Consider the following 6,577-nt stretch of genomic DNA (forward strand, 5'->3'; position numbering starts at 1 on the left):
TTGCGTCCTCCTCAGGCTGCGTCGCCGGAAGCGGCCAGCTTCATCACCTTGAGCGACTCAATCCCCCGGTCGTCCACGATCTTCACTGCCACGGTGCGGTTCTCACCAGCCTCGAAGGGCAAGGAGACCGTGCCAGTAAAGTGCTTGAGCAGACTTTCATCCAGCTCGGCGCGGATGTCCTTCTTCAGCTTCATCCACCCGTCGTCCTTGCCCGCCATGGGGAAGAAGAACTGGTGCGGGAACAAGCTGCGGCCGTCATAGTCCGTGTCCAGCGACCAAGCGGCAATCTTGCCCTTGCCGCCGGAAACCAGCTCGCCCTTAACCGTGTCGAAGTAATCGAAGCCGTTGACCTCCACCAGCCACTTGCCGTCCTTGGTCGGGTGCAAGTCCACGTCCGGTTGACCCATGAGCCAGAAACTCTGGTTGCTGGAGCGGGCCTTCTTCAGGTCTTCCGTCAGCAGGTCAGTGTTCATCTGCGCCTTGAGGGCGGTGATGCCCTTGACGGCGTCAATATCCTTGGCCGCCTCAGGATCAAAGGTGAAGGCGCAGAAAACGATCATCTTGGGCCGGGGGAACAGCTCTTCTGCTTCGCGGAACGCGTGCTCCACCTGCCGCTGCTCTAGTGCTCCGTGCTCAGGGCCAAAGCTCACCACCACGCGTTCTCCGCTATCCAAGTGCCCGCTCGCATGTAGGCAGACCGCTCCTGGCAGCACCTCCAATTCGGAAAACTTAAGCTGCTGGCCTCCCTTGCCCCTGATGCCAGTCTTCAGCAGTTCGTCGCGCCAAGTGTGCTGACGGCTGGTAGCACCGCTGCGGGCCACAGCAGCATCGGCCTCCATCTGCGTGCCCTGAGCGTTTTGATCGTCAAGCGAGAGCACCGTTGGGAAGGGCACGGCCTCCACGGTAAACGGGCCAGTGATGCGCAGCTTGTTCTTGCTAATCTCGGGCTTGTCGTACAGAGTCTCGTTGTCGGCATTGTTTGCGATGCTGCGGTCAATCTCAACTTGCATCCTCTGGCGAACCGTGAAGAATTCGTCATAGGTCTTACGCGCCGAGGCAGGCCAAGACTCGGGGAAATCGAACGGGACTTCCCACTCAGACAGCACCACGCTTTTCTTGCCAACTGACAACTCCTGTCCCTTGCGCGCTCCATCTAAAACTGTGAACGCTTTGCTCGGAGGTTCTTTCATCAAGGCCGTATTCAGAGCGACGAGAGCAGACTCGATGGCCGGATGCATGCGATCGTAGATGGTGTCGATCTCTGAGTTATTAGCAATCGACTTGAGAGTCACATGCGGCACAGTTTTGTAGATGAAACCACCTTTCAAGCCTTCGTGGGGATAGCGAAGCTCAAAGTAATCGAAACTTGCTGTCATCAAACGCTGTTTCGCCAAAGTGATGGCTACGCGAGATGTGTCGCAGGTGATCCAGCGACGCCCCCACTTTTCTGCAACAAATGCGGTAGTTCCACTGCCGCATGTTGGGTCAAGTACAAGATCGCCTGGGTCTGTTGTCATCAACATGCACCTCTCGACAACCTTTGGAAGAGTCTCAACAACATACTTCTTATCCAGCCCTGAGCCAGAAGTCGTGGTGTCAGTCCAAAGCGAGTTGTATGAGGCGGCCAGAAAGTCACTCAGTCGGCGGACGTATCCAAGGCTATCCTGAGCGGCCTGCAATCTTGAAGCCCTCGAAAGTCGCCGCATGCCGTCTTCATTTGTTTTCCAGCGAACTTTTTCAGAAGGACGTATGACCTTTCCAGAAATCTCCACCGGAAACCAGCTAGCAGCACCTTCGCCTTTTTCTCTACCTGAGGACTGAGAGGTAATGTTGTCGAAACGGATTACCTCCGCTCCATTGGGCAGCCCATCAGGGTCTCCGCTGAACCGCGTGATCTGCCCGTTAGGATGCCAAACTTTGTCATACGCTTGAAACGCATCGCCACCAAGTTTCTTTTCGTAAAAAGGCTCGTGAAACTTCATCTTTGAGAGGTCTTTGGCGTACCAGACCAAGTAATCCACAACCTGCCCTAGGTAGTCGGCTGTACTGCTCGTGGTCTTTTGAAAGCAAATTACGTTTGCAAGATTCTCTCTACCAAAAATCTCATCCATTACGCCGCGCACAAGGTCAACGTTCTCACCACCAATTTGTACAAACACGCTCCCTGACTCAGATAGCAGCGAATGAGAAAGCTGCAAGCGATCTCGGAGGTAAGTGAGATACGAATGAATACCTAGTTCCCACGTATCGCGGAATGCTTTGATCATCTCCGGCTCTTGGGTCAGGTCAGCATCCGAACGATCCTTCACATCTCGCTTGTTCGTGAACGGCTGGAAGTTACTGCCGTACTTGATGCCATAGGGTGGGTCGATGTAGATCATCTGCACCTGCCCAGCCATGCCCTCCTTTTTCAGCAGGCTGTTCATCACCAGCAGACTGTCACCCGCCACCAGGCGGTTGGCCCAGCCCCGGTCGTGCTTGTAGAAGTCCAGCGCAGTGCGCAGGGGGACGCTCTCGAACGGAGCATCAAACAGGCTGGGTTGGATGCCTGCGGAGGAAGCCTTCTCGCCCTTTTTTCCCTGGCGCTTGCTGACGGCGGAGAGGATGCTCATGGCGTCGATGCGCTCATGCACGTGCAGGCTGACAGTGTCCACCTCGAAGGTAGTGCGCTCGGCCTTGCCGGTCCATTGCAGGTAAGGGCTGCTCATGCGGCGCAGCTCTTCCAGGGCGTGACGCATGGCAACGGGGTCGTCTCCAGCCAGGGCGTTCTCGATCAGCTTCTCGGCCTGCGCGCGGGCAGAGTCGAACTGCAAGGCCGGGTCCAGGTGCGGGTCGTAGGACCAAGCGGTCTTGGGTTGCTCCGGGTCGCTGGCCTCGTTGACTAGGCCAACCTCCGGGTTGTTCTTGCGCCTTGCGTCATGGCGGTAGCTGAGTACCTGCGGTTCCCCCGGCACGGCCGGGCCGCTGGTCTTGGCCTGGCGCGGCTTCGCTGCGGCTTTCTTGGCAGCTTCGCCGAGCAGCATGTCGGGCGCGACGGACTCAGCCTTGAGTTCAAACTCCGGCGTCTGGCTGGCCGCGCGGGCGGTCGATCCACCACGGCCTTTGCCTTTAATGGCCTGACCGGCTTCGACCAGAGCTTCGCGGGCTGCGGAGAAGTCATCCTCCGAGACGGTCTTCTCCCCCCGCTTCCGGGCTGCTGCCTGAAATTCGGTCCAGAGAGCCTGGTTGCCAACGGCGGAATGATCGGTGGGGAGTAGTTGCAGAAGGATGGTCTGCAAACGCTGCTGTCGATTTGTCGCCACTGGCGCCTCCTTGTTCGTGTTCTACCCATGAGATTACACGAACTTGAACGCCTCTCTTGAAGCCATGATCGCACTGACCTTCGTTGGCATTGGCAGCTCGATGCTACCCATCAGATGGAGTTTGGATTAGGGAAGCTTCCCTGAAGCGATTTCGGGAATCATGTGGCCGCATGATGAAACACAAGTTTTGGTTTACAGCGGCGGGCCGAGCCCCTATCATTTATTGAAGTAGTGGACGCATGCCTAGCATTGATGCAGTTAGGCGCGCCTTATAAAAATCGGGGAGTATAAAAGTTGATGAAAAAAACCGAACGAGTCGTCTTGTATTACGACTTGAAAATCACAGCCAGTTCACGAACGTTTGATGGGCCTGCGCCGATTTCTGTGAAGAAAGCCATCTCACTGATGGAACTGGTTCCCAAGGAGCATCGTGCAATGCGAAGGGCTCGCGGGTCTCAGACGATTTACATTTCGGACTGGCAACGCCATGGAAACACGGTCAAGATTCTTATCAACAAATCAGATAAGTCCTTGGCAGATCCCGTGTTCTCGGTTCCAACCAAAAGTAGCCGCCGCGTTGCCAGAAAGAGATCTGATGAAGGGCAAGATTTCTCCAGCCACGTGGTTATCAAATTCCCTCAGGACACTGCCAGTCCCGCGTTGATGCTTGTAGAGCAGTGTCCAGGGTTGAATGCCATCGTTATTGCGGACCTATTCCGACGGGTTCTTCGATTGGCGAAGGATATTTCCCCGAAAGATTTCCAGCAAATTCATCCTGACGGAAGTCTCGACTCAGATGGTTTGCCTCTGAAGTATTCCGTTTTTTATGGAGCCGAGTTGGATGGACACCTATCTCCGACTTTTGTTGAAGATCTCAATCGCGGTGAAATGAGGACAGTGGAGCTGATAACAAACAAAAAAACACGTAACGATTTCGACACCACCGGCTATCTTGTAGAAGATAAAGCCAGCATCGTATTGAAGGTTAGTCCCACCGCTCTTCGACCAGCTGACGTTGCAACGCATGTGTTGAACTTTGTCAAAGGAAAGAGTAAAGACTTCAGTCTGGCCAAAATTCGGTTCAAAGAACCGGATAGCTCGAATGAGCGAACTGTAACTATTGACCCTGATGTTGGTGTCGCCGAGAACTACGTTAAGCGGGACTTGCTGACAAACTTTGAGCAGCTCCTAGAGTCGTCTTATGCATCTCTTCATGATGAAATCATCAAGAAGATGCTTTACTTGGCTCGCTAGCAATATGCTGCAGCACTTACTCAGGCCATTCGCCTACCTAAGGATCGAGCATCACGCAAAGTGGCAAGTGGACTGGCTCATTCCGCTTTTAGTTGCGACAATTTCGACGGGCGCTATCGCTTGGATGAATCACCATGGGACCGTGCCAATTCTGGGTGACAGTGGAATCGTGGCGAAAATTCTTGGCTTTGTACAAAATTTGCCAGGCTTTTACATCGCGGCCTTGGCAGCAATTGCCACGTTTAACCGAACTGACATTGACCGGCATATGCCTGAGCCTACGCCTAGCATTGACGTCGTTATTCAAGGGAAAACGATACTGATCAAGCTGACGCGAAGACGTTTTTTGTGCACGATGTTCGCATTCTTGACGGCGGAGAGCATCTTGCTAACCGTGATTGCGATACTTGGTCTTGTCACAGCTGAAGCCGCGAAAAGTCTTATCCCCTACGAATTTCACTCGCATGCCAAATATGCTTTTCTCTTCGCGTACTTGACGATCTTCTGGCAAATGATTGCCGCGAGCTTCTGGGGTCTCTACTACTTAGGCGAGAAGCTGCATCAGCCAGACCAGCGCTAGATTGAAACCACCTTCACATCTGGCTCAAGAATATTTGAACGCCAAGACTCGTATCGGGCCGGCTCTGCAGCAGGCGTACCTGGAGACCGACTACCAGGTGCACGACCACCGCCCCTTCGTTCTGAAGATTGGCGTAGCCAGCCCCCAGCTGGCCCAGTTGTACCGCCAACATGGCAGCACCTGCGCCACTTTTCTCACCGCCTGCAACCCCCACAGCGAGGCCGTGGACGATGTCGAAAATCTTGCGTTTCAGCACAAACTCGCACGCGAACTAACCAGGCTAGGCCTGACCTTCATCCCGGGCATCGGCCAGGACAGCCAGGGCCAGTGCCCGGGCGAACCCAGCTACCTGATCCTGGGGCGGGCGCTGGATGAGGCCAAGGTGATGGGCACGCAGTACCGGCAGAACGCGTTAGTGTGGTGCGGAGAGGATGCCGTGCCCCACTTGATACTGCTGCGTTGATTGACGCGCCGTCGTCGATCAAGACGGCTGAAAACCCCTTCATCCCTGCGTACCCATGCTGCGTACCGCTTGAGCGGTCGCGCTCAAAAAACGTGGATTATGTGGAAACCAGGTTGGTAACCTGGATACCTGCCTCACGTATAAACACGATGAGGATTGAGCGTGCGGAACGGCAAAGGCTACACAGGATAGCCTTCGGGTCCATGTGGCATGCAATCCTTCATTCAAAGGCTATAGCCTTTAATTTAGGACTCCCCAATTCACGCTGTGGCCCCCGACCTGTGCTGGTGAATATCTGGACCATCGTACGTGCCCGCTTGCCGATCTGTGTCGGCAGGTCTATTTCTAGCCCCAGGGCTGTCGCATACGGGGCTGGATTTGCCTCGACAGAGTCGCGGATGGCCTGCCATGCAGGGCTCCGCGTGCAAGGATCTCTGTCAGCGTTCAACCTAGCCAGCACCGCGTCTGCAGTCGCGCGGCGCTGAGCCGCCGTCATGCGCTCCTGGCCCCGACTCAATCCGAAGACCTCTGCTACTTCCCCAAAGAAAGACGCCCGAAGCTCCGCCATGGCAGGCGCTCGCTTTAGCTCACCCCCGGCCATCCGCCCCCCCTTCAGTGGTAGCACCAGTACATGGCAGTGCGGTGCTGACTCGTCACGGTGAATGACTGCGCTCAGGAGGTTAGCCTCACCGAAGCGCAGGGCTGACCAGTCCCTGCATGCAAGGAAGTAGGGCGCGTCGTCTAGCCGGGTACAGGCCGGCAGACTGAACATCAACTCGATGGCCTGCACATGGTCACGCCGTAACTTGGTGGCATCCACACCCGCCTGCGCCATGCGCTCACGTGCCAGCACCACGACGCCCTGAGCGTCGGCTGGCCCAGCAATGACTACGTTCAGGTCAGTCCGGCTCAGGTCGATATGCGACCTGCCGCCACGCTCCTCCTGCTCCTCGCGGAGGTTGTGTCGGGGGGGGGGCC

At 55.8% G+C, this 6,577-nt stretch carries 5 protein-coding genes; 3 read left to right on the forward strand and 2 right to left on the reverse strand.

All coding sequences use genetic code 11. The features are described from left to right. Window positions 1-11: 11 nt before the first annotated feature. On the reverse strand, window positions 12-3,278 hold the full coding sequence (locus AO057_RS14650; protein WP_057676646.1) for a site-specific DNA-methyltransferase: 3,267 nt from the start codon (window positions 3,276-3,278) through the stop codon (window positions 12-14). A 321-nt stretch (window positions 3,279-3,599) separates the two neighbouring features. On the opposite strand from AO057_RS14650, the gene AO057_RS17870 reads away from it, so the two are divergent. The 3 genes from AO057_RS17870 to AO057_RS14665 all read left to right on the forward strand — a co-directional run bounded on the left by AO057_RS17870 (window position 3,600) and on the right by AO057_RS14665 (window position 5,599). Further along, the gene (locus tag AO057_RS17870) at window positions 3,600-4,556 is read left to right on the forward strand and encodes a hypothetical protein (protein ID WP_156404564.1); all 957 of its coding nucleotides are present in this window, start codon (window positions 3,600-3,602) and stop codon (window positions 4,554-4,556) included. A gap of 67 nt (window positions 4,557-4,623) precedes the next feature. Then, window positions 4,624-5,136 carry a hypothetical protein gene (locus AO057_RS14660; RefSeq protein WP_156404565.1) on the forward strand — a complete coding sequence of 171 codons (513 nt, stop codon included), beginning with the start codon at window positions 4,624-4,626 and terminating at the stop codon, window positions 5,134-5,136. A 34-nt stretch (window positions 5,137-5,170) separates the two neighbouring features. Continuing rightward, the gene (locus AO057_RS14665; RefSeq protein ID WP_057676649.1) at window positions 5,171-5,599 is read left to right on the forward strand and encodes a DUF3293 domain-containing protein; all 429 of its coding nucleotides are present in this window, start codon (window positions 5,171-5,173) and stop codon (window positions 5,597-5,599) included. A 220-nt stretch (window positions 5,600-5,819) separates the two neighbouring features. Here AO057_RS14665 and AO057_RS18520 read toward each other — a convergent pair. After that, on the reverse strand, window positions 5,820-6,577 hold a 758-nt coding region (locus AO057_RS18520), incomplete at its 5' end, for a plasmid recombination protein (RefSeq protein WP_205630038.1).

The sequence above is a fragment of the Curvibacter sp. PAE-UM genome (genome assembly GCF_001432305.1).
In the GTDB taxonomy this organism is placed as follows: domain Bacteria; phylum Pseudomonadota; class Gammaproteobacteria; order Burkholderiales; family Burkholderiaceae_C; genus Hylemonella.

What these genes read in the sequence shown, in the direction of transcription:
- AO057_RS17870 (WP_156404564.1), top strand. Translation starts at nt 3,600, where the DNA reads ATGAAAAAAACCGAACGAGTCGTCTTGTATTACGACTTGAAAATCACA.